Raw genomic sequence first — 3154 nt, 5'->3', positions numbered from 1 at the left:
GGCGAAACACCGTCAGACGCAACAGGCCCCAAGGCCGCCGCGTCAGGTTCCGGCTGAGTGAGCTCAGCGCGCAAGGGCCACCAGTTCCGCGCGGGTGAAGAGGGCAAGCAGTTCATATCCCGCCTCACGGAGCTTTTCACGGCCACCTTCCTCCCTGTCCAGAATGGCGCACACAGCAACAATGTTCAGCTCTGCGTCGCTGATCCTGTGACATGCCTTGAGCAGCGAACCGCCCGTGGTGACCACATCTTCCAGCATGGCAACGCGATCGCCTGCGTTAAAATTGCCCAGCCCTTCCACAAACTGCCCGGTTCCGTGGCCCTTGGCCTCCTTGCGGACCAGCAGGCCGTGCAGGGGCCTGCCCTGCTCATGCGAAATAACCGTGGTGGCCGAAACCAGCGGATCAGCGCCCATAGTCATGCCGCCCACGCCCCGGATATCAAGGTCTCGAAGCATGTGATTGAACAGCGTGCCGATGAGCCATGAGCCCTCGGCGTGCAGGGCCGTTACACGACAGTCAAAATAATAGTCGCTTCTGCGGCCTGAAGCCAGCATAAAATCCCCTTCCCGATAGGATTTTTCTACCAGCAGGCGCGCGAGGCGGCGTTTAAGTTCCATCATATGCTCTTGGGTGCAGACGCTCATGAACAACCTCGGCTAGGCCCGGGCGGGGCTTTCGGCAAACACGCGGGCAAAAATCTCGTCCTCGTGCTGCAGGTAATAGGAAGGATCAAAAAGCTCTTTCAGGGCGGCTTCGCCCAGACGGCTGCTCATATCGGCGTCGGCCCGCACAAGGTCGGGGAAAGGCACGCGGCTTTCCCAGCTTTGCATGGCAAGGCGCTGCACGGCCTCATAGGCCTGCTGGCGCGGCAGCCCGCCGGAAACCAGAGCCGTGAGCACACGCTGCGAAAAATACAGGCCAAAGGAACGGTCCATATTTTCGCGCATGCGCTCGGGCTTGACCACAAGGCCGTCCAGAAGGCGCGTAAGGCGCGCAAGAATATAGTCGGCCAGAATGGTGGAGTCCGGCATGATGACACGTTCCACCGACGAATGACTGATGTCGCGTTCGTGCCAGAGAGCCTGATTTTCCAGGGCGGCAAGGGCATTGGTGCGCAGCAGGCGTGAAAGCCCGGTCATGTTTTCGGCCGAAATGGGATTCTTTTTGTGCGGCATGGCCGAAGAGCCTTTCTGCCCTTTGGCAAAGCCTTCTTCCACTTCCAGCACCTCGGTGCGCTGCAGATGGCGCAGTTCCACGCAAAGGCGTTCTATGCCGCCGCCCAGAATAGCCAGTGAGGTGAAAAAGTGGGCGTAACGGTCACGCTGGATGATCTGGGTGGAGTGCGGGTCAACCCCAAGGCCCAGATGGCCCAGGGCGCGCGCTTCCAGTTCGGGCGACAAAAAGGCGTAAGTACCCACCGCGCCGGATATCTTGCCCACACGCACACTCTCAAGTCCGGCTTCCACCCGCGCCAGGTGACGCGAAAATTCAGCGTAAAAACCGGCCATCTTGAGCCCGAAGCTGGTGGGTTCCGCGTGTATGCCGTGGGTGCGGCCCATGCACAGCACACCCTTGTGGCGACGGGCCAGCGATTCGATGCTGCGCAGCAGCCCGCGTATGTCTTTGAGGATCAGCTCGCCCGCCTGCACCAGCAGCAGGGCATTGGCCGTATCCACAATGTCGGACGAAGTGCAGCCCAGGTGGATATGGCGCGCGTCCGGTCCCACCTTTTCCTCAAGCGAGGTCAGAAAGGCGATGACGTCATGCCGGGTCACTTCCTCGATTTCAAGGATGCGATCCATATGCCCCTGGCTGTCCAGATCATCCTCGTAGTTGATGAAGGCCACATCCAGCATGAGCACATGCGGCAGCCCGTTCACATGTTCCAGATCGCGCTGCAAGGTGTGCGAGGGGCTTTCCAGCACCACGGCCAGCCTGCCCGCACCCGCCGTTTCCCTAACCTCAAGCACGCCCCGCAGACCGAGCAGCAGGATGCGCAGTTCGGCCAGACGCTCCTGAGGCGCACTGACGACAATTCCGGCAATGGCCATGTCTTCCTCCTATGCCTTGCGGACGCGCGCGGCGCAGATCTTGTACTCCGGCTCACGCGAGACGGGGTCGGTGGCGTCCAGAAAAAGCTTGTTGACCAGTTTTTTGGGATCAAAAAACGGCACCGCAATCAGCCCTGGGCGGCAGACATCACTGACCCTGGCGGGCAGTTCCATGACGTCCCGGCGTGTTTCCACAATGACGCTGTCCCCGTGCCTGATACCCGCCTTTGCGGCATCCTCCTCATTTATTTCCACAAAGGCTATGGGGTTGGCCTTTTGCAGTTCAGGGACCTTGCCCGTCATGGTGGCCGTATGCCAGTGGTCGATAACGCGCATGGACGTGAGATACAGGGGGTAATCCGCATCCGGTTCTTCAGCAGCGCCCTTGGCCGGGCGCATCCAGATCACGGCCCTGCCGTCGGGCTTGCCGTAGAAAAAGAAGCGATCAGGATGATCAGCCGGAACGCACGGGTCCTGCCCGCGCACATAACGCAGCGACGTGCCGGGGTGGTCCTCGCTGGGGCAAGGCCAGATCAGGCCCGATTCCTTACGCAGGCGGTCCCTTGTCATTCCCCAGAAGTCATAGGTGGTTCCCTTGGACACCATGCGCCACTCGTTCCAGACGTCCTCGGCGTTGCTGAAATTCACAAGTTTGGGGTCCACCCCCGCGCGCTTGGCGAATTCCACAAGCGTATTTACCGTGGGGCGGCACTGTCCGGGCGGCTCCACGGCTTTTTCGATAAGCGAATAGCGCCGCTCGCCGCAGCCGTACACGCCGTCGCGCTCGCACCAGAAGGCCGGCGGCAGCACAAGGTCGGCATACTCCAGCGTCACGGCATCGGGAAAAGCCTCGATGCAGACGATGAAGGATTCCGGGTGGGACATGGCCTTGTGCACCTTGTTCAGATTGGGCAGGGTGTGGGCCGGATTGGTTTCGCAGATAATCATGCACTTCACGTCGCCACGGCCCAGGGCTTCAAACAGGGCCACCGTATGATAGCCCGGCTCGGGCGCAATGCGTCCCTCGGGCAGGCCCCACAGCTTTTCCATCTCGGCGCGGTGCTTGGCATTGGGAATGGCCCGCCCCGCAGGAAGCAGGTGC

The 3154-nt window shown here is 61.1% G+C and carries 3 protein-coding genes; all 3 read right to left on the bottom strand.

Annotation, left to right across the window (positions count from 1 at the left end; all coding sequences use genetic code 11):
- Nucleotides 1–63: 63 nt before the first annotated feature.
- Nucleotides 64–621, bottom strand: a complete 558-nt coding sequence (gene pyrE / locus V6C07_RS06535; RefSeq protein ID WP_333535542.1) for an orotate phosphoribosyltransferase — start codon at nucleotides 619–621, stop codon at nucleotides 64–66.
- A 36-nt stretch (nucleotides 622–657) separates the two neighbouring features.
- Nucleotides 658–2052, bottom strand: a complete 1395-nt coding sequence (gene purB, locus V6C07_RS06530) for an adenylosuccinate lyase (RefSeq protein WP_333535541.1) — start codon at nucleotides 2050–2052, stop codon at nucleotides 658–660.
- A gap of 9 nt (nucleotides 2053–2061) precedes the next feature.
- Nucleotides 2062–3154 (bottom strand): molybdopterin oxidoreductase family protein (locus V6C07_RS06525; protein WP_333535540.1); only part of this gene is annotated, 1093 nt, incomplete at its 5' end.

Source organism: Desulfovibrio sp. 1214_IL3152, from assembly GCF_036763055.1.
GTDB lineage: Bacteria > Desulfobacterota > Desulfovibrionia > Desulfovibrionales > Desulfovibrionaceae > Desulfovibrio.
Note: the sequence above shows the minus strand (reverse complement) of the source record. Positions and strands in the feature narration are given on the sequence as shown.